The sequence below is a fragment of the Algoriphagus antarcticus genome, from assembly GCF_002150685.1.
Classification (GTDB): Bacteria; Bacteroidota; Bacteroidia; order Cytophagales; family Cyclobacteriaceae; genus Algoriphagus; species Algoriphagus antarcticus.
In genome coordinates, this window is record NZ_MSSW01000052.1 from 15,013 (window position 1) to 35,242 (window position 20,230).

The following is a 20,230-nucleotide window of genomic DNA, read 5'->3' on the forward strand; positions in this document are numbered from 1 at the left end:
CATTCTCTCGTAAACCAAAAAAGACAGGAAATCTCCGGTCTCTTTTGGTATTACTCAGTAGAATAAAAATCCTAGTTACTTTTATGATTTGATGCTATAATTTGGCGCTTCTCTAGTTACACTTACATCGTGTGGATGTGACTCTTTCGCGCCAGCAGCAGTGATTTTAACAAATTTACCATTTTTCTGAAGATCCGCGATCGTCTTAGTACCGCAATAACCCATTCCTGCTTGTAGTCCTCCGACAAGTTGGTATAGAACTTCGGAGACCAAACCTTTGAAAGGAACTCGACCTACAATTCCTTCTGGAACTAGCTTTTTAACATTTTCTTCCGCGTCTTGGAAATAGCGGTCTTTGGAACCGGACTCCATAGCTTCCAATGAACCCATACCTCTGTATGACTTGAATTTTCTTCCTTGGAAAATGATCATTTCACCTGGCGCCTCCTCCGTACCTGCAAGTAAGGATCCTATCATAATTGAGCTACCACCAGCAGCAATTGCTTTGACCAAGTCACCAGAATAGCGAACTCCACCATCTGCGATGACAGGTACACCACGACCTTTCAAAGCCTCTGCGCATTCATACACAGCAGATAATTGTGGGACACCTACTCCAGCAATGATTCGAGTTGTACAGATAGATCCTGGGCCTACACCGACTTTTACAGCATCTGCACCAGCATCTGCTAATGCTATAGCTGCTTCTGGTGTAGCAATATTTCCTACGATGACTTCCAGATCAGGGAATGCATCTTTGATTCTTCTACAAGTTTCGATTACCCCTTTGGAGTGTCCATGCGCAGTATCAATAGAAACTACATCGACACCTGCATTTTTCAATGCTTCTACTCGCTCCACAATATCCGCTGTCACACCCACTGCTGCACCTACACGAAGTCTTCCGTATTCATCTTTACAAGCGTTTGGCTTATCTTTTCTCTTGAGAATATCCTTGTAGGTGATCAAGCCAGATAGCTTGTATTCATCATCTACAATTGGAAGCTTTTCGATTTTGTATTCCTGTAGAATTTCCTCTGCCTGCTCCAATGAAACTCCTGATTTAGCTGTAATCAGATTGTTAATTGTCATGATCTCCCGAATAGGGCGATCCTGATCTTTGATAAAGCGAAGATCACGATTGGTGATGATGCCTTTCAAAATTTTATTTTCATCGATTACAGGAATCCCTCCAATGTTAAATTCACGCATGATTTGCTCGGCATCGCGAACTTTTGAATCTATGTGAAGCGTGATGGGGTCTAGTATCATTCCAGCCTGAGACCGCTTTACTTTGCGTACTTGCGCCGCCTGCTGCTCGATAGACATGTTCTTGTGAATAAATCCAAGACCGCCTTCTAAGGCAATAGCAATAGCCAATTCAGCTTCAGTCACCGTGTCCATAGCAGCGGAAACCAATGGAATGTTTAGCCTGATTTTCTTGGTGAGTTGGGTAGAAGTATTTGTGTCGCGTGGAAGGACTTCTGAATAACCTGGGACTAAAAGCACGTCGTCGTAAGTGAGCGCTTCGTAAAGGAATTTATCTGAATTTGTATTCATGGCAAATATTGGTATGTAGGAACCCTATTTGCACGTCAAAGTTAAAAACAAATTCTTATGCGAAACCAGTTAAGCACAAAAAAACATGCAATAGTTTTTAACTATGTTTTATTTCACTGGACAGATTTCCACTAATCAAAAGGCAAACCTCCTTCGAAAAAAGTGAATCGAACCTCAGATTCATTCTCTTGATTTGAACGGTGGAAATAGATTCCTTCTTTCGCAACCATTGGTTTGGCAAAGCAATCCGCAGGAATTTTGAAATGCCCCAAGAGTTCGAAGTCTTCGGAAATCACATTAATCCAGTGGTATCCTCTTCTAAAATTAATTCTTTCACCAGCTTCTGGAAAGCGCTCTTCCTTTTCTATCCGATAATAAAGCTTCCTGTAGGGATCCCATGTCAGATCCCAGAATTGAGCTGAAAACCTTATTGCTTTAACATTGTATTTCCCCTCCTCGAATGATGCAGGATTTATTTTTGTACTGATGAATTTACCTGGAATGCTTTTTTTCTTTTCTGTACCTGTCTTCGGATCATAAAGTATCAGCTCAGAAGTAAATGGAAATTGGATTAATACATTCTCTGATGAAGTGGTTATAAATGGGATGTTTAATCCTTGATACAGTTTAAGGTCGGATTGAAAAGCTTCGGTAAACTGAAATTCGTGATGATCCTCAAGTTCTAAGTCCTGATCCAGAAAGTAGATGCCAACTATAGTACTGGCTTTTGACAAATCGAAATAGGGCGACACCAACCTATTATCTATTATGGGTGTGAATGGTATATCATTTAAGATAGCAGTATATCCTCTTGATGAATTCGCGTAATTAACTCCATCAAAACTTAAAGTTCTTCCAAATGGAAACACTAAAGACTCAGAAAGGAAATTTGGATTTTCTTTGAAAGGAATCCTGTGTAGGCTAGTTGAAGATTTATAAAATAGGTGCTCTCCAATCTTAGATATTCCTCCGCCTATACCGAAGGGTATGGGATCTTGAGAAGGAAGTTCTATTTGAAATAGCGGAGTTTTCTCAGCTAAACTGAAAATATCGATCGAATGATTGTTGAAAAAGTATCCAATGAAATAGTCGTCGTCCAAAGTGTTGGCAAATTCATAAGTAGAGGAATAATTAGACTCAATAGGGATCACTAACTGCTCTAAGCTTGCAAATTCAGTAATAACCTCCTTTTTCTGCGAGCAAAAACATAATAAAATGAAGGAAAGAATTATAAATTTATTTTTCATAAAGAGAAAGATTAGTTGATATTAAAAATATCAACTAATCAGTAATATAATTATTAAGGAAGAACAGGAAGATCACAAGATTCAGGATAAATTATGTAAATCGGAGTTGAAGGGCCACCTCCATCACAAGCTTCTAAAACCGCATTAATAATCTCGAACTCTTCCTCAACATCACATACTAAATATGTGCCACCAAAACTTTCACAATCTGGTAATCTAGCATACACAGATTGAGAAACAAAGATTGCAGTCAACGCAATAACGGTAGAAATAAAGAATTTTTTCATGTTATCAAACTAAAAAATAATCACATGATTAAAGTTAAACTTTATTTGATCGGCTAGGGGGGGGATAGGTGGTTTTATTAAAATATATGCTTCTAATTTCTTTTAAACTTTACCTGTTTTAGAAGTTAATTCTCTAGTACAGCTGCCTTTTTCATAGGATCACGTTTTTAACTAATCCAATTTGGTGAAAATCTACTTCTTCTGTAGTCTAGCGATATAGAAACCATCAAAGCCACTTTCCTGCGCTAGCACTTTCTGATCTTCGATTAAGGTAAAGTCTTTTCCGGCTTCACTGGCAAGAAATATAGCGATTTGATCCTGATTTTCTGAGGGTAAAATACTGCAGGTAGCATAGACCATTTGTCCGCCTGGCTTCACCATAGAAGGGTAACTTTGGAGGATTTCCTGCTGCGTCTTTTGCACTTTGGCGATGGACTCTTCGGTGAGTTTCCACTTGGTGTCAGGGTTTCTGCGAAGAACTCCCAAACCAGAACAAGGAACGTCCAATAGTAACCTATCAGCCGTTTCCTTCATTCTTTTGATGGTCTTGGAACCTTCAATCACTTTGCGCTCAATGATAGAAACGCCATCCCGACGAGCTCTAAGTTTGGTCTGCTGAAGTTTCCATTCCTCCACATCCATGGATAAAACCTTCCCTTTGTTTTGCATCAAAGCGGCCAGGTGAAGGGACTTCCCTCCAGCACCAGCACATGCATCAATCACCCGCATTCCTGGCTCTACGGCCAGTGCCGCCGCAACTAATTGAGAAGAAGCATCCTGAACTTCAAACATTCCTTCTTTGAAAGCTGCGTTACGGAAAACGTTGGTTCGCTCATCCAAAATCAATGCATCTGGATAGCCTTTGATGATATGCGTATGGATATTATCCTCAGCCAATCTGTTTTTCAGCTGCTCACGGGTGATTTTCAGCGTATTTACTCGCAATACTACCTGTGCCTCCTGATTCAAACTGTGGATTTCAGCCTCCCATTTGTCTCCCAATTCTTTTTGACCTCTTTCAAAAAGCCAATCTGGAACAGACTCTAGCTTAGCAGGATCTTCAAGTTTCTCGTACTTTTCTTTGATTTTGTCAGGGTTGATTTTTGCAAATTCTTCCCAAGGAGGAAGGCTATTACCCTGCATCAGCCAATAAGTACCGAATAGATCGTAAGGCTCCTTGCTCGGGCTCAAAAAATTAATCAGACGCCACCAACGAACCATTTCATAGGTAGTCTCTGCGATAAATGAACGATCACGAGCTCCCCATTTCGGGTTTGATTTCAGTGTTCTTTCGATCACTTTATCAGCGTATTGTCCTTCTTCAAAAATTGCTGCAAGTGCGGTATGAACTCCGCGGATGGTATTGTTGTGTAGTTTCATGGGAAATAAATTCTGCACAAAGGTAGTTTTTCTTTCTGAGTCTGTCAGAATGAGATTTTAAAAGGCCCCATGAAACGTGGTTTGAGATTCTGAGCTGGGTTTCCAAAATAGAAATTTTGGTTTTGGTACCTTTACATTTTAAACCTCCATATCCATAGAACAATGCCAACCTTTCAAGAACTCCTTACTTCTTGGGCTTCCAAACTTACCGATTACGAAAGTCAAGAGGCTGAATCTTTGGTGAGCTGGCTGCTCGAGCATCATCTAGGATGGAAAAGAACTGATATTTTGAATAAAGCGGACGAAGCCTCTTTTCCTCAAAAGATTTTTGAAGACTTTGAGCGATTGAAAACGGGTGAGCCTATTCAGTACATTTTTGGAAAAGGCCCTTTTTACGGAAGAAATTTTTTCGTCTCTCCAGCCACTTTGATCCCAAGAAATGAAACCGAGGAATTGGTGCATCTTATAATTAATGAGAACAAAAGAGCTGGGTTGAAGATTCTGGACATTGGGACGGGGACGGGTTGTATTCCGATTTCCTTAGCGCTAGAGATGAATAGCCCTGAAGTTTATGGGATGGATATTTCTGAAGAAGCTTTGCGGATCGCCAAACAAAATGCAGATGAGCTTGATGCAAAAGTGATTTTCTCCAAATGTGATATTCTCACAGAGATCCCTGAAGTGGCTGAAATTGATATCTTGGTAAGTAATCCTCCATACATTCCAGAGCAGGAAAAATCGGGCATGCACAAAAATGTGTTGGATTTTGAACCTTCGTTGGCACTCTTCGTGAGTATTGATGATCCATTGATTTTTTATAGAAGGATCGCCGAAATAGGCAAGCAACTCTTGAAGCCAAACGGTAAGTTATATTTTGAAATCAATGAGAAATATGGAAATGCTGTGGCCAGCTTGATGCACTATCTGGGGTATGCAGATGTGAGAGTTCTGAAGGATTTGAATGAGAAAGAAAGAATGGTTGTTGGAAGAATTTAAATAAGACGCTAGACATAAGTATCAAGTAATTAAATTGTGCTATGATAAAAGTGATTCGGACAACTGAAATGTATCAAGACTATCTAGCTGGAATAGATGAAATTTTTGATGCTAAGAAAGGAACACAGGAAGGTGATGAGTTAGAATTGTTGGTAACTCTAGTCAGACTCTATGAACAAGAAAATTTTCATTTGCCCTTTCTAGATCCAATCGAAGCTATAAAAAATAGGATGGAGGATTTAAATCTCAAAAACAAAGATTGCTGGCAATATTTCAAAGATTTTGAAGGGTAAAAGAAGTCTGACCGTAGAGATGATTCGTGGATTAAGTGAAAAGCTTGGATTGCCAGTTGAGATTCTTGTAGGTAAATCAAATAAAGAGCCAGCCTAGAACTTTGAGAAGAAAGTATAAACAATATGAGTCAGAAAAAATGCCCAAACTGCGGAAAATGGTCAACTTGGACTAATAACTATGAGGATCGATGTGAGCATTGTGGTGAACCGTTGGCACCAATAGAACTCGACCGCAAAGCAAAAAAAGAAGAGGAAAAAGAAAAAAACGAGAAGGAATGGATGTTTTACATCAACCCTGAGGATAGTGGACTCAAAAAATTCTTTAAGAAATCAGGCAATCTTTTTTATACTGTCTTCATGGCTATCATGACTTTCATCATGTGGCTTATAGCTGCCTTGCCAGGATGATCGATATCGTCAAACACCCTATATTTATTATCACCTCAATGGCATTCTGGATCAATCAATATCTTGAAAAATCGCTTGGAATTTTCTTGCCATTATACCATGCTTATGGAGATGATCTGATGGCCATGCCAGTGGTTTTTGGGATTTGTCTACAGATGATGAGATGGATTCATCCTATGAAATCAGAACTTATTTTCAGCAAAAAGCAAGTTTTTATTGGTTTGATCTATTTTTCAATAGTATTTGAATTAGTGCTTCCAAAGCTTTCTGCGGCTCATACTGCAGATCCCCTAGATGTGCTATGCTATATGATCGGAGCTTGGGTATTCCATAGGTTTATGAACAAACCTGCTCTCCAATCCAAAAAATCTCCGGGGCTTTGATCTCTGTAATTCCCTCCGGCACTTCCACCATGGTCGCGTAGATAATAGGCAAGATCAATTCGCCATTTTGATTTTGGATTTGAACAGGCATACCTTCTTGTCCATGAATGTGGATATTGCTTTCTGCAAACCATTTTTTGAACACTCCCGATTTCACTGGGTAATATTTCCAATCACCATCTAAAATGGTAAGATCTAAAAGATCAAGTTTATCCTGTAGATCAAGTGCTTTCACATGGGAAAAGCCTACTAGATGCACAGCCTTATGATCACTGCCCAGTAGATAATCAATCCCCGTTTGCAAATATGTTTCCCCTGAAACCGTAATAAATTTCACAGGATATTGCTCTTCGAGTAGCTGTTGGTTTGATCGCTGAAAATCCTCAGAAGCAAGTATCGCATCTATTTTTATTCCCCAACTTAAAACCTGATCAAGCGCCTTTTCGCTTACAAGCACAGTTGGAACCCATTCTAAAAGAGGAGAAACTTGATCAAAACGAGTCTGGTCGGCGTCTAAAATCAATACTGCCGGCTCTTGCTGCTCTTTGACAAAGTGGTGAGACGACATTAGGTCTGGATTTTTCGGTAGAATTCCAGGGAATTTCTATAAGCCAACCCTTCCAAGTCAACGGGGCTTAATTTGTCTTCCATACTTTCTATTAGCGATGGATATTTCCCGGCATTTTCGACCAGAGGAAAATAGAAAGGAATGCGTGAAGGATCTCCAAAGTCTTTGGTATAAAAATAATCCGCTCCAAAACAGATGGCCTTTTCTCCTCCCAAATCAAAACCATGCAAAATATGCTCAAACAGCTTTTCTGGCACTTCTGGATCTAGGAAAGCTCTCAGGAAATTTACTCCAATAATTCCTCCACGGTGTATAATTTCCTTCGCAAACTCATCTGTAAGATTCCTTGGATGCTTCCATATTTCTCGGAAATTGGAATGACTTGCAATCACGGGGATGTCCAGCTTATTGCTGTCGATATGGTTCAAAATCCCTTCTGCAAGTAAATCCGAAGTGTGTGATAGATCAATTGGAATGCTTTTGCCAGCCATATAGTCCAGCAATTTTTTTCCATCGTCTTTCAAGCCAATTCCCTTGGTGTAATTTCCGCCGCCAAAGCGATTTTCGGTGTGATGTGTGAGACTTATGTAAGCGAGAGATTTTACTTTTTCTAGAATAAAATCAAATTGGCGGTAGATCGCTTCCCAATCCGAATGTTCATTACCAATGCCAGCAGCATTTTCAACAGACGCCATGATTCCGACACGATTTTGTCTGTCCCAATTCTGTAAAAAATCTGAATCTATGAAAGCCAAGTCAATGGTATATTTCTGATGAAGTTCCTCAAAAATCACAGCTTGTCTAGCTGCCAGTTCCATGCTTTGAGGCTTCACGTCTGTGTAAATCGCCAAAATTTGCATGCGTACACCTCCGGAAATCAGCCAGGGAACGGCACAGGCAATGTCATCTTTTGCAAAGGGATCGGCACCAGGTATTTTTGCCAGATAGGATAGCAAGTCACAGTGCATGTCGATAATCGGGAATTTCATCTGAATATAATTTGTCTTATAACGGCCATATGGAATCTCGCAGGGCTATAATAATCCCAGTGTGTGACAGTTGAATCATGCTCGATTTCATCTGTTTATATTTTTTTTTCTAAGGTCAGATGGAATCTCGCAGAATTTATGTTGCCTCTTTGTGTGACACTTGAGTCATGCTCGATTTCATCGTTTTTTGGGGCTAAGGCAAAGTAAGCCAAAAAAGCGTACGTTTTTTAATACTTTTAGGTAGGATTGCAGTTAGTTAATCTTAGGATAGATTTTCAATTTCACCAGAATAATAAGCAATATGGCCTTAGCTCAACCTTTCAATTTCAAAAAATGGATAGACGAAAATAGACATCTACTCAAGCCGCCAATAGGAAACCAGCAGGTATATAAAGGAAATGATGATTTCATCGTAATGGTGGTCGGCGGGCCAAATTCTCGAAAAGATTATCATTCGAATGAAGGAGAAGAGTTTTTCTATCAGTTGGAAGGTGATATCGTGCTCAAAGTAATTGAAGACGACAAGCCAAAAGACATTGCTATCCGAGAAGGTGAAATTTTCCTATTGCCAGCCAAGGTGCCCCATTCTCCTCGTCGTCCTGCCAATACGATTGGATTGGTAATAGAGCGCTACAGAAGAGATGGAGAGATGGACGGATTTATCTGGCACTGTGAAAATTGCGGGGAAAAGCTTTACGAGGAATTCGCCGAAGTGACTGATATCGTCAATCAATTACCTCCGATTATGGAGAGATTTTGGAGCAACCCAGAAAACACTACTTGTAAAAATTGCGGAACAGTAATGGAGAAATAGAGTTATGATAATGATGCTATAGGTTATCCGCATTCGATACCCATTGTTTGATGTCCGAAGTCGGATGACCGGTGCTACCTAAGCGATATCAGTAACCACAACTTATGATGCTTTTGCCTGTTAAAAGTTAGAAGTTTAAATACCCCAACTATTTCAAAAATGAACTACGAATATTCAGTCCAATTCGCACGGGAGATGGATGAGAATGATTCTCTGACCCACTTTCGGGATCGTTTCCTTTTCCCCAAAGTAAATGGAAAAGATGCGATTTATTTCTGTGGAAACTCTCTGGGCTTACAACCCAAATCAGTGAAGGATTATATAGCAAAGGAATTGTCAAACTGGGCAGAAATGGCAGTAGATGGTCATTTCCATGGAGAGGACGCATGGATGTTTGTGAAGCAAAAGTCTAAGCCAGCTCTGGCTGAGATCGTAGGCGCACACGAGCATGAAGTGGTCGCTATGAATAATCTATCAGTGAATCTTCATCTCTTAATGGTTTCTTTTTATCAGCCTACTAAGGATCGGTATAAGATCATCGTTGAGGCCGGGGCTTTTCCCTCAGATCAATACATGCTGGAAAGTCAGGTGAAGTTTCATGGGCTAGATCCTGCAGAAGTAATAGTGGAACTTATGCCACTAGAAGGGGAGCATACGCTTCGTACCGAGGATATTTTGGCAGAAATAAAAAAGCAGGGAGATTCACTTGCTATGGTCAATATGGCCGGTCTGCAATACTATACTGGGCAGGTTTTTGATATGAAAGCTATCACGGCGGCAGCACATGAAGTGGGTGCTTATGCTGGGTTTGACTTGGCACATGCTGCGGGAAATGCCCCGTTGAGTTTGCATGATTGGGATGTTGATTTCGCAACTTGGTGCAGTTATAAGTATATGAATTCAGGCCCTGGGAATGTTTCTGGGGTATTTATCCATGAGCGCTTTGCAGAGCGAGCGGACTTGAATCGCTTTGCTGGTTGGTGGGGACATGATCAGGAACAGCGCTTTAAAATGGAAAAAGGCTTTGTGCCAATGCATGGCGCTGACGGCTGGCAATTGTCCAATTCAGATATCCTTGGATTGGCAGTTCACCAGGCTTCTTTGGATATTTTTCAAGAAGCAGGAATCACAAGTTTGAGACAGAAATCTGAGCAACTCACAGGATATTTAGCTTATCTAATTGAGGAAATCGGTGGAAAATCGGGGGTTTTGGAAATTATTACTCCTAAAAATCCTGCGGAAAGGGGCTGTCAGTTATCTTTACACATTCATCGCGGAGGCAAGGATGTATTCGATGAATGGTATAAACAAGGAGTCGTGGGCGACTGGCGCAATCCGAATGTGATCCGTCTGGCACCTACACCGCTCTACAACAGCTTCCAAGACGTGTTCCGATTTGCACAGATTTTGGAACAATCTCTGAAGAAATTCGCTTAAAGAAAGCGTGGATAAAACAATCCAAATGGAAAAAAATCAAGTGACCGTATTAGGAGCCGGATTAATAGGTTCTCTAATGGCTATATATCTTAAGCGTCAGGGCTTAGCAGTAGAAGTCTATGATAAGAGACCTGATAAGCGCAAGTCTACCTTTGATGAGGGCAAAAGATCCATCAACATGGCGCTTAGTCATCGCGGATGGAAGGCGCTGGAAGAAGTTGGACTAACGGAAAAAGTGATGCCTTTGGCTATTCCTATGTATGGCCGAAGGGTTCACGATGAGCATGGGGGCACTACTTTTATTTCCTACGGAAAAGAGAATCAGGCTATTTATTCCCTTTCCAGAGGAAAATTTAATCAGTTACTTGTAGAAGAAGGAGAACGCTTGGGCATCAAATTCAATTTTGATCACAAGTGTACTGATGTAGATTTCCGCAATCAGGAGATCAATTTTCAGACGCCAGAGGGCGAAAAGAAAGTCATTGCGCCTGTTTTATTTGGATCTGACGGAGCTTATTCCTCACTTAGATTGGCGATGCAAAAGCAAATCCGATTCAATTATAAGCAGGAATACATCACGCATGAATACAAGGAGCTGACCATCCCGGCAACTGCAGATGGTAAGTTTGCAATGGATCCAAATGCATTGCATATCTGGCCAAGAGGCAAGTTTATGCTGATCGCACTTCCAAATCCTGATAAAACATTTACTTGTACACTATTTTTGCCCCACAGCGGATCCAAAATTTGCTTTGATAAAATCAATGATGAGAAAGATCTTGTGATTTTATTCTCTAACTATTTTGATGATGCATACCAATTGATGCCAGATCTGAAGACTGAGTTTTTTGCTAATCCAACTTCAGCTTTGATCAATGTGGAATGTTTTCCATGGGTACAGGGCACGAGTTTGCTGATGGGAGACGCCAGTCATGCAATGGTTCCCTTTTATGGGCAAGGCATGAACTGCGGATTTGAAGATTGCTCGATTTTAAATGGCTTGATTGATAAGTTCGGGACAAATTCCTGGGATTTGGTCTTTGAAAAATTCCAGAAAAAGAGAAAAATAGATACCGATGCGATCTGTCAATTGGCGATGGAGAATTTTGAAGAAATGAGAGATTCTGTGGCCGATCCTAAGTTTGTCCTTCGCAAGAAAATCGAAGCAAAACTTTACGAATTGTATCCAAATGATTGGATTCCATTGTATTCTATGGTGACGTTTACGGATATGAGGTATTCGGAAGCTTATACTCAAGGAAAGCTTCAACAAGCAATCATGGATCGTGTAATGGCTGATCCGCTGATCACTGAAAACTGGAATAAACTGGATTACGAGGATATTATCTATAAAATGGAAACAGCAAAAGCGGTTTGATGCTTTTTTAAACCGCAAAGGACTCGAAGATTTTACAGAGAAGGAACAGATAAAATTTACGCTGTTCCCCTTCTGGAGAAGCAGGACAACAAAAAACTCCACTTGCCCCCTCCGCGCATCCCGATAATTATCGGAACTCTGTGACCTCTGCGGTAAAAAAAATACATTCACAAAAAAGGCGCTGAGTTCTCAACGCCATTGCTTTTTATAAAACTGTCCTAAACTGCCTCAGGAATCTCACATCATTTTCAGTGAATAACCTCAAATCTTTGATCTGATATTTCAGCATCGCGATTCGCTCGATACCCATTCCGAAGGCAAAGCCTGTATATTTTTTAGAATCAATTCCACAGTTCTCCAATACATTTGGATCCACCATTCCTGATCCGCCGATCTCTACCCAGCCACTGCCTTTACAGACATTGCAGCCTTTGCCTCCACAGATCAGACATGTGATATCGATCTCAGCACTTGGCTCGGTAAATGGGAAATAAGATGGCCTAAATCGTACTTTGGTTTCTTTGCCAAACATCTCTTTCGCAAAGTGATAAAGCGTATTCTTTAAATCAGCAAAGCCTACATTCTCGTCAACATACAGCCCTTCCACTTGGTGGAAAATGCAATGTGCTCTCGCAGAGATTGCTTCATTCCTATAAACTCTGCCTGGAGAAAGCGTACGAATCGGAGGTTTTTGATTTTCCATCACTCGTACCTGCACAGAGGAAGTATGCGTTCTGAGTGCGATATCAGGGTTTTTCTCAATGAAAAATGTATCCTGCATCTCACGAGCAGGGTGATTTTCAGGGAAATTCAGCGCGGTGAAGTTATGCCAATCATCTTCGATTTCAGGTCCCTCGGAAAGGTTGAAACCAATCCTCTCGAAGATCTCAATGATACGCTGACGAGTAGCTGTCAGAGGATGAATCCCTCCAAGACTTTGATTGGAAGGAGGTAGAGTCAGATCAATATCTACAGATTTAGACTTCTTGTTAGCTTGATTTACTTTTTCGATCAGCTCTTGGAACTTCGCTTCAGCAAGCTGCTTTACACCATTTACCAGCTGACCATAGGATTTTTTCTCCTCATTGGGGATTTTCCCCATGCCGGCAAAAAGCTCCCCCACCACACTTCTCTTGGAGATATACTCCATTCTGTAGGCTTCCAATTCCTCTGGGCTGTTGGCATCTGCTGCTGCAATAGCTGCTGTAATCGATTCGATTTTCTCCTGATACATCACTTACTAGTTAATCAAGCCACAAAGCTAATGCTTTTGGGGTTTTTTGGATATAAAAGGCAAAGGGAATGCAATAAAGTACTCAGTGAAAAGCTTGCTTAATGATCAAGAATAGAAATCTTTTTTGAAGGGCACTAAATCCACTGAAATAGAAGTGCTCGTATCTCATCCCAAATAAAGAAACCAAAAAAATCATCAAACTAACAAGATCATGAAAATTCAAAATTTCTTCAAAGTGGCTTTCGCAGCATTTATTTTTCTTTCTGCAAACATGGCCTTTGCTCAAATGGAAAAAACAAAAATGGTAGGTGGCGCAGAGATGTATCCTTCTAAAAATATCATCGAAAATGCAGTGAATTCTGCCGATCACACGACGTTGGTTGCCGCTGTAAAAGCTGCTGGATTGGTGGAAACTCTTCAGGGAGCTGGACCATTTACAGTATTTGCTCCAGATAATATGGCCTTTGATAAACTTCCAGCTGGAACAGTAGAAACACTTTTGAAGCCTGAAAACAAAGCACAACTACAGGCGGTACTGACTTATCACGTTGTAGCTGGTAAAATGGGATCCAAAGAAATCGCTGCTGCAATCAAAAAAGGAGATGGTAAAGCTGTTCTTACGACAGTTCAGGGTGGCAAACTAACTGCTTGGATGAAAGGTACAGATCTTTATATCTCTGACGAAAATGGTGGAGAATCAAAGGTAACAATTGCGGATGTATGGCAATCAAATGGTGTGATCCACTCAGTAGATACGGTGGTTCTTCCTAAAATGTAAAGTTGCTTGTTACCCGATTGCCAAGCCGGCTCCTGATGGAGTCGGCTTTTTTGCTTGCTTTTTCTTTAACCGCAGAGCTGACAGAGTTTTTCGCGGAGGGCGCTAAACTTTTGTTAGCCTGCTTCTCCACAAGCTGGCCCATTTGATTCAATTCTCATGACTTGGATCGATGACATTGCAGTCTCATGACTGCCTTTAAGACTCTCAACTTCCTACAATTTACATGTATCGATATCTCCTCCCAGATTTACTTAAATCCCCGTTTGCGGTTTTTTCACAAAAGCTCCCCAGGAATCTGAAATAATGCAATCCCCGGATCTTCATCGGTAGTGAGTCCGTAGATTTCGTTGGTCTGTTCATTAATTACAATTTGAATAATTGATCTATCCAATTTTAGATTCCAAAGTGGTTTTCCTTTGTGGTCAAAAACTAATATTTCTTCGGCAACTATTCCAGTTTGATTATACTCTATCTGACTACGCCCGGCGTAAAGAGCAAATATGTATTTTGAAGAAATAGCTACATCCCTATATCTATACTTCGTGTCTGGTCTAAAAAATATAGATGGGCCCGAAGTCTCGTGAATATCAAAAAGTGGCAATTCTAAATTTGGACCACTTAATGTGATAAATTCCTTCTCATTATAGTCAAATATTGTAATGAGATCTCGGTACAAGCTTGATTTGACAAAAATTCCGGTATTAGGATTTCCGTCCAACCAGCCAGTGCTCATTTCCGAAACCTGCTTCAATTCGAGATCTGGCCTCTCAGGAATTTTTTCCCATTCTCCATACTTGCCTATTAATTCTCCTTCTCGATTGAACTCCAATAGTTTCTCCAGACCATCCCAAGGCGATGCGAGGTAAGTACTGTCGGAACCTATCTCCACAAAATGAATCATTGCCATTGGTTCAGACAATTTCCAGTCTTTCACTCCCAGAAGAGTACTGTCTGTTGTTGAAAATTGAACTAGCTTTCTCCGATTCATATTGTAAATCCAAAATGTGTCTGGATCGGGCGAAAACAAAAACTGGGCTGCATCAGTAATTTCGAGTGGCCCTTGTCCGTGCTTACCTTTTGGTTTGTCATAAGTCCAGTTGGAAGTATTGACCAAATGCATGCGTGGGTGTTCTTCAGGTACACGCCAAGCTTCAGAGATTAGAATTTTGTCATGGGAAAGCCCAATACCAGATGGGTTTATTATTTCCTCAAAAAAGTGCTTTTCTGAGCTGATCGAAATCTCTTTGAAATCCTCCTTTTTTATGATTCGTTGGCTTTCTACTTCAACTTCTTTTTCACAAGAAACTAGTACAAAAAGTAATATGAATAGAATGAATTTGTTCATAGCTAAAAGTCAATGTGTTCATGGTCGAGTTAAACTACTAATTCAATTTATGTTGTCAAAGCTATTTTTTATATGTAGGCATATTCGCCTTTTCAACTAGCCTAATCAATTTATCTAGGAGGAGCTTAATCGTTTAGCTGTGCAATATGCGCTAAACTCAGTGTCCTTCGCGGTCAATTTTCCCCTCACAAAAAACCGACTGAAATCATCCAGTCGGTTTCAAGATCTTTTAATCTCGTAACTCTTAATTCAAATTTCGTAAGTCAGTTTCTACCAAGTTCTGCCACCACTTGGTCTGCCACGCTCCCAAGGGTTATTAGAAGGCTCTGGCTGCTTGAAGTTACCTAAGATATAAGTGAATGTCAGCATGCCATAGCGAGTCAAAACATTGGTATAAACATCTGATACGGATACATCTGAGATGGTACGTAAGATACTGTTATTCTGCTTGAGCAAATCGAAGATGACTAATTTCATCTCGGCTTTGTTATTTTTCGCGAATCTATATCCAGCCTCGATATTCCAAAGCCAAACCGACTGATCAAATCCTTCGGAAAGTCCACGGTAAAGGTTATTGTTGATCGTATTTCCCATGAATAGCTTTCCACCATTTGGCGAGTAATACAAGCGTAGGTTTGATTCTTGGATGTAATAATTGTTGTTTAGATTCTCTTGCAAGCTTGAATTAACAATGGTATAAGTACCGGTAGTACTTATGGTAAAGTCAAAATCCTTGCTGATGTTGGAAGTAAAAGTGATTCCCTGACCAAGATTAATGTTGTCATTGATATTTTTCTCACCATTGATTATCCCAGGAGTTCGGTTGAATCCTACTCTAGTATTTAGGTTGATATTGGTTTTGATTCCCTTGATAGGTGCGCCGTAGGTAAAGAAAAAGCGGCTGCTGAAGTTCCCATTCAAGTTGACTGGCTGACTAATCTGTCCTCCCGGACGCAGCAATATCTCATTATTAATCAGGGTATCCTGAGAGGCGATGAAGGTACTGCTTCCAATATAATTGTTCGTGGTTGAGATATTTACAAACATGAACATACTGCGGTTATTCTTCACGTCGAATTTACCAATGTTAGCAAATATGTTGTTCTGAAAACTCTGAGCCAACGTAGGGTTACCTACACTCAAACTAAGTGGATTTTGATTATTTACCACATTCTGAAGCTGACTTACAGAAGGCTCATCAGTGCTTGTTCTATATCTTATACGGAAGTTTATTCCAGTTTCTCTATTTCTGAAGCTGACATTTGCGCTAGGCAAGATGTTATTGAAATCACGAGTGAAGACGCCTTCTGTAGGAAAGAAAGCCTCATTATCCATTTTAGCATATTGGTAATCAAGATTGAAATTCAAATTCCATCCTTGATTGGTGTATGCATAGCCCGTTCGTAGTCTATGTGTGATGAACTTGTTATTAAACTCATTACTCAGGGCTGTATCCAGAACAGCAATGCTTTCATCGTTGAGCACTCTGGTCTTTTGATTTGAATCTGTCTTGTTATTACCAACCTGATAGCCGATAGTAGCTATTGATTTTTCGTTTAGTGGCTCTGTTAAAGTTGCATTTACTCGATAGTTGAAGCCTTGAGAGAGTAAATACGTGTCCTGTAGTGTAGTGTCAATTTGATCTCTTCGATAATCTATACTTGCTGCCAACAGTTCAGAGGTCTGGTCTCTATTGTTCCAAGAAGTATTTATATCCGTAGAAAAAGTCCTTCCTTTCTTATCAAACTTATAGCGGTATGTCAGGTTGTTTCCGATATTATAAGAACTAGTCTCAGCATTTGTGATAGAGCGAAGTGAGGAAAGAGAATCCGTATTATTTGCCAAAGTCAAGGCATCTCTATCGCTGAACGTTTTATTTGTTTGGAATGAAATACTTGGGGTAATAATTAAAGAATTTTTTTCATTCAGATCAGCTTCGATTCGTGCATTTGCTCTGTGATTGAAATTTTCCAGTGAATTGATCAGGTTTTCTTGATAATTCTGGGTGGTACTTTCATTAATTACAGTTTGGCGATTGGTGATTTGTCTAAGGTTATTCTGCGTATTATTGAAAAAATAACTTCCTGTAAAATTGACTTTGGAGCCCCACTTGTCGCTGTAGTTAAGTCCCATCGCATTGGTAGTAATAGTTCCTATATCATTTCCTCCATAGAAGTTGTTATTGCCGCCACCAAATCCTCCACGACCTCTTCCACCACCGCCACCGCCCGATGCGTTTGCATTCACTCCTGCAAGATCATCGCTTGAGAAGTTTTGTTGATTGATATTGTTGAACAGTCCAAGTATAGACATTCGCCTGTCTCCGCTAAACAAATTTAAACTTCCTCCAGCATTATATCTATCGTCCGTTCCGTAGCCAGCATATGCTCTACCGAACTGACCATTTTTACTGTCAGCTCTCAAAATAATATTGATAGTCTTTGTATAGGTCCCATCATCAAAGCCGGTCAATCTACTTTGATCAGATTTTTGATCAAGGACTTCTACACGATCTATGGCATTGGCAGGAAGATTTCTCAGAGCGATATTTGGGTCAGAACCAAAAAATTCACGTCCATCTACCAAGATCTTTTGTACTGCTTCTCCCTGTGCTTCGACTTGTCCATTTGTAATGGTGATTCCCGGTAGTTTCCTTACCAGATCTTCAGCCATACCATTTTCCTTGGTTTTGAATGCACTGGCATTGAATGAAGTAGTATCACCTCTCATTTCTCCCAATGGACTTTGACCTTCTATCACTACCTCTCCTAGCACTTGTGAGTCTTCTACAAGTGTCAATACTCCCAGATCAATTGGATCTCTGAATGAATGCGTCTTGGTGATTGTTTGATAACCTATAAATTTGATTTCGATTTTTACAGAAGGAATGTTTGGTCTTACAATTTCAAATTGTCCTTTACCATCTGTCACAGTTCCAGACAAAAGTGAATCTGTCACTGTTTTGATTAGCACATTTGCACCGACCATTGGTGTTTTCGCAGTTCCGTCCATGACGGTTCCTGTGAATTTTCTTTCCGGACGATCTTGACCCGTAGGCCGCTGTCCGAAAGCTGAAGTGCCAATTAATAGGCTAAAAATCAGGATAATAAAAGAGTAGTTTTTCTTCATGTGGCTGCAATTTTCTACTACTTTGACCAGTAGATTAGGCCAAAGGTTTAGTCTGCATCTGAATAAAAACAAGAATGGATATTGGGACGGATAAATGGCGCAAAAACCATTTAAATATCAGAACAACTATATTTTCCCCATGAGATCTGCATAGGAGATCTCAAAGTGGCTGTTATCATACACAACCTCACCGTTCTTTATCAGCAATAATTGCGGTGACTCATGAGGGATTCGGAATTCTTTAGCCACCAAATCTGACAAATCACGGCTTGCTATCAAATCCAAAAAATAAGGCGTCACTTTCTCGGCATCCGAGTCTTTCCATTTGCGAAGTAATCGATCTAAAGACATACTGCTGATCGAACATCTGGAACTATGCTTGAAAATAAAGACGGGCTTCTCTTCGCTTAGTGCTTTGATTTCCTGTATTTGGCCGGGTTGAGTGAGTTTATTCCAATTCATTTCTTACGTTTTATATTTTTGGGGCAATAGTTGTAGAAGAAAGATCACCCATTGAAAACCAAACTTCATTTATGAAAATACAGTTCCACCGGCGATTTATAAACTTTCCGATACCTATCGTTTTAATAGGTCTTGTCTTATTTTCCTGCAAAAGTATAAACCCTGCTGTCAATCCAGGGAGAAGCACTCCACCGCCCATTGCTACAACTGATGTGAATGTGCCTTTAAAAATCCCTAAAGAAACATTGAGTAAACTCCTGAATGGTCAGATCCCAACCCTACTACTTCAGGAAAAAGGACTGGATATGGGCAGTGGAATTACAGGTGATTTTCAACTGATGAGAAATGGAAAAATCAGTTGGACAGCGCTGGATAGTCAGCGAATTCAGCTGACTGTACCTATAAATGTCGTGGGGGAAGTAGGCTTAAAGCCTAAAGGGCTGGGAAGTTTATTTCAATCCAAATTGCCTTTGAACGAGGATTTTGCGCCTGTCTTTGTGATAGACCCAGTCATCAATCCAGATTGGAGTTTAGGCGCCGAAAGTTTTGAATTGATGGATTTGGGGGGAAATCTAGCGGTGGAAGTACTGGGAATGCAAGTGGATCTGAGTGGTCTGTTGAGCAAAGAATTAAGGAAATGGGGAAATGAAAATCTAACAGGAGGAAAAGAGATTGCAAGTTTAAAAACCATGGTAGATCTCGCTTGGGCGCAAGTTGGCAAACCTTTTTCTATTGAGTGGTTGGGAGGGAATACCGCATTTTCCATCCAGCCACAGCAATTGAAAATCAAAGAGTTCTTTGATGATGATCAGAATTACAATCTCTGGCTTGGCATGAATGGAAAGATTAATTCTCACCCTGCAGAGGCTGCACCTTCACGGGCTTTCCCGCTTCCAGGACTCAGTCAAAATGATAATTCTAAGAATGAATTAGAGATTACCATCCCTTTATCAGTAAGCTATGCTAAGCTTGACGAGCTTTTAAAGCAGAATTTGGAGGGGAAGGCATTTCGCGTGGACAAGAAAACTACCCTGATTCCATCCAATATCAAGACCCAAGCTTTTGGGGATTTATTGGCTATAAATATGGATTTCACTGCTGAACAGACTAATGGTAAAACTCTTAGCGGAACTCTATTTGTAGTGGGCCAGCCGGAATATAATGCTGCTACTCAAAGCCTGGTTTTCGAGGATATTAATTTCAAAATGGAAAGTGGAAACTTCGGGGCACAGACAGGAGTTGGTCTGAAAAAACGCAAAATTATCCGCAGTATTGAAAGAAGGGCAGTACTCCCCATTGGAGATTTAATCGACGAAAGCATGGGAAGCATTCAGAATCGATTAGGGCTTTCGACTCCAATAGCCAATTTGAAAATCCAAAACTTGGAAATTATTCCTGCCGGCTTCCATCCTTTGAAAAATGAATTGCTAATCCAATTCAAAGCAGCTGGCAGTGTAGGGGTGGAATGGAAGTAATTGAGCAATTTTTTGGTCGGTTCCCGTCAAGTTTATAAGAATAATTACTTCATCTTTTTGACAAGAT

At 40.3% G+C, this 20,230-nt stretch carries 19 protein-coding genes; 9 read left to right on the forward strand and 10 right to left on the reverse strand.

Going from position 1 to position 20,230, the window contains the following annotated elements:
- Positions 1-81 precede the first annotated feature (81 nt).
- From guaB to BVH04_RS17065, 4 genes are all read right to left on the reverse strand, one after another.
- Complete coding sequence (guaB, locus tag BVH04_RS17050) at positions 82-1,560, reverse strand: IMP dehydrogenase (RefSeq protein WP_086542682.1); 1,479 nt, start codon at positions 1,558-1,560, stop codon at positions 82-84.
- A 131-nt stretch (positions 1,561-1,691) separates the two neighbouring features.
- Complete coding sequence (locus BVH04_RS17055; RefSeq protein WP_086542683.1) at positions 1,692-2,807, reverse strand: DUF4221 family protein; 1,116 nt, start codon at positions 2,805-2,807, stop codon at positions 1,692-1,694.
- Positions 2,808-2,860: 53 nt separating this feature from the next.
- Positions 2,861-3,094 carry a hypothetical protein gene (locus tag BVH04_RS17060; protein WP_086542684.1) on the reverse strand — a complete coding sequence of 78 codons (234 nt, stop codon included), beginning with the start codon at positions 3,092-3,094 and terminating at the stop codon, positions 2,861-2,863.
- Positions 3,095-3,286: 192 nt separating this feature from the next.
- Complete coding sequence (locus BVH04_RS17065; protein ID WP_086542685.1) at positions 3,287-4,474, reverse strand: methyltransferase domain-containing protein; 1,188 nt, start codon at positions 4,472-4,474, stop codon at positions 3,287-3,289.
- Positions 4,475-4,636: 162 nt separating this feature from the next.
- Here BVH04_RS17065 and prmC point away from each other — a divergent pair, with 162 nt between their 5' ends.
- The 4 genes from prmC to BVH04_RS17085 all read left to right on the forward strand — a co-directional run bounded on the left by prmC (position 4,637) and on the right by BVH04_RS17085 (position 6,554).
- Positions 4,637-5,470, forward strand: coding sequence for a peptide chain release factor N(5)-glutamine methyltransferase (gene prmC, locus BVH04_RS17070; protein WP_086542686.1), 834 nt, complete (start codon positions 4,637-4,639; stop codon positions 5,468-5,470).
- Positions 5,471-5,511: 41 nt separating this feature from the next.
- Positions 5,512-5,763: a helix-turn-helix domain-containing protein gene (locus tag BVH04_RS17075; RefSeq protein WP_240510971.1), complete on the forward strand. Its 252-nt coding sequence runs from the start codon at positions 5,512-5,514 to the stop codon at positions 5,761-5,763.
- 123 nt (positions 5,764-5,886) lie between these two features.
- Positions 5,887-6,171, forward strand: coding sequence for a class I tRNA ligase family protein (locus BVH04_RS17080; RefSeq protein ID WP_086542687.1), 285 nt, complete (start codon positions 5,887-5,889; stop codon positions 6,169-6,171).
- A complete protein-coding gene (locus BVH04_RS17085; protein WP_086542688.1) occupies positions 6,168-6,554 on the forward strand; it encodes a magnesium citrate secondary transporter in 387 nt (128 codons plus the stop codon). The genes BVH04_RS17080 and BVH04_RS17085 overlap by 4 nt, the downstream gene beginning before the upstream one ends.
- On the opposite strand, the gene BVH04_RS17090 is transcribed toward BVH04_RS17085, so the two are convergent.
- Positions 6,508-7,122 carry a thiamine pyrophosphokinase gene (locus BVH04_RS17090; RefSeq protein WP_086542689.1) on the reverse strand — a complete coding sequence of 205 codons (615 nt, stop codon included), beginning with the start codon at positions 7,120-7,122 and terminating at the stop codon, positions 6,508-6,510. The two genes, BVH04_RS17085 and BVH04_RS17090, sit on opposite strands and share 47 nt — an antisense overlap.
- Positions 7,122-8,111 carry a dipeptidase gene (locus BVH04_RS17095; protein ID WP_086542690.1) on the reverse strand — a complete coding sequence of 330 codons (990 nt, stop codon included), beginning with the start codon at positions 8,109-8,111 and terminating at the stop codon, positions 7,122-7,124. Before BVH04_RS17095 ends, BVH04_RS17090 begins: the two co-directional genes overlap by 1 nt.
- Positions 8,112-8,412: 301 nt before the next feature.
- On the opposite strand from BVH04_RS17095, the gene BVH04_RS17100 reads away from it, so the two are divergent.
- From BVH04_RS17100 to BVH04_RS17110, 3 genes are all read left to right on the forward strand, one after another.
- Positions 8,413-8,925, forward strand: coding sequence for a 3-hydroxyanthranilate 3,4-dioxygenase (locus BVH04_RS17100; protein WP_086542691.1), 513 nt, complete (start codon positions 8,413-8,415; stop codon positions 8,923-8,925).
- 159 nt (positions 8,926-9,084) lie between these two features.
- The gene (kynU, locus tag BVH04_RS17105) at positions 9,085-10,362 is read left to right on the forward strand and encodes a kynureninase (protein ID WP_205635879.1); all 1,278 of its coding nucleotides are present in this window, start codon (positions 9,085-9,087) and stop codon (positions 10,360-10,362) included.
- 25 nt (positions 10,363-10,387) lie between these two features.
- Positions 10,388-11,740, forward strand: a complete 1,353-nt coding sequence (locus BVH04_RS17110) for an FAD-dependent oxidoreductase (RefSeq protein ID WP_086542750.1) — start codon at positions 10,388-10,390, stop codon at positions 11,738-11,740.
- A gap of 205 nt (positions 11,741-11,945) precedes the next feature.
- Here BVH04_RS17110 and pheS read toward each other — a convergent pair whose 3' ends face one another.
- Entirely contained in the window at positions 11,946-12,974 is a 1,029-nt protein-coding gene (gene pheS / locus BVH04_RS17115) for a phenylalanine--tRNA ligase subunit alpha (protein WP_086542693.1), read from the reverse strand.
- 211 nt (positions 12,975-13,185) lie between these two features.
- On the opposite strand from pheS, the gene BVH04_RS17120 reads away from it, so the two are divergent.
- Complete coding sequence (locus BVH04_RS17120) at positions 13,186-13,752, forward strand: fasciclin domain-containing protein (protein WP_086542694.1); 567 nt, start codon at positions 13,186-13,188, stop codon at positions 13,750-13,752.
- Between the two features lie 274 nt (positions 13,753-14,026).
- Here BVH04_RS17120 and BVH04_RS17125 read toward each other — a convergent pair whose 3' ends face one another.
- From BVH04_RS17125 to ytxJ, 3 genes are all read right to left on the reverse strand, one after another.
- A complete protein-coding gene (locus tag BVH04_RS17125; RefSeq protein WP_086542695.1) occupies positions 14,027-15,097 on the reverse strand; it encodes a BF3164 family lipoprotein in 1,071 nt (356 codons plus the stop codon).
- Between the two features lie 270 nt (positions 15,098-15,367).
- Positions 15,368-18,226 (reverse strand): outer membrane beta-barrel protein, encoded by a 2,859-nt coding sequence (locus tag BVH04_RS17130; protein WP_086542696.1) that lies wholly within the window; start codon positions 18,224-18,226, stop codon positions 15,368-15,370.
- Between the two features lie 126 nt (positions 18,227-18,352).
- On the reverse strand, positions 18,353-18,688 hold the full coding sequence (gene ytxJ, locus BVH04_RS17135) for a bacillithiol system redox-active protein YtxJ (protein WP_086542697.1): 336 nt from the start codon (positions 18,686-18,688) through the stop codon (positions 18,353-18,355).
- Positions 18,689-18,759: 71 nt separating this feature from the next.
- Between ytxJ and BVH04_RS17140 the strand changes: the two genes are divergently transcribed.
- Positions 18,760-20,163: a DUF4403 family protein gene (locus tag BVH04_RS17140; protein WP_086542698.1), complete on the forward strand. Its 1,404-nt coding sequence runs from the start codon at positions 18,760-18,762 to the stop codon at positions 20,161-20,163.
- Positions 20,164-20,230 lie beyond the last annotated feature (67 nt).